Source organism: Chryseobacterium sp. SIMBA_028, assembly GCF_046535285.1.
Taxonomy (GTDB): domain Bacteria; phylum Bacteroidota; class Bacteroidia; order Flavobacteriales; family Weeksellaceae; genus Chryseobacterium.
This window is the reverse complement of record NZ_JAWRWZ010000809.1, coordinates 1-237: the sequence shown is the minus strand read 5'-3', so window position 1 is coordinate 237 and position 237 is coordinate 1. Positions and strand designations below refer to the sequence as shown.

Genomic DNA, 237 nt, shown 5'->3' with positions numbered 1-237 from the left:
GTTGGCACAAAGTGTCAGGAATCTTTCTAGTCTTGCTGATGAGTGTTCTGCACCCTGTCCTACTGAACCGTGAGGCAATAACATCACCAATCCGTTCTGGATTTTCCATTTTTCTTCTGCTGCTGCCAAATATTGGTCAACAATAATCTGAGCACCGTTCACGAAATCTCCAAACTGAGCTTCCCAAATGGTTAAAGTATTAGGAGAAGCCATCGCATACCCATAGTCGAAACCTAG

At 43.9% G+C, this 237-nt stretch carries 1 protein-coding gene; it reads right to left on the bottom strand.

Annotation, left to right across the window (positions count from 1 at the left end; translation table 11 throughout):
• On the bottom strand, nucleotides 1–237 hold a 237-nt coding region (locus tag SCA31_RS25465), incomplete at both ends, for a hypothetical protein (RefSeq protein WP_410699709.1).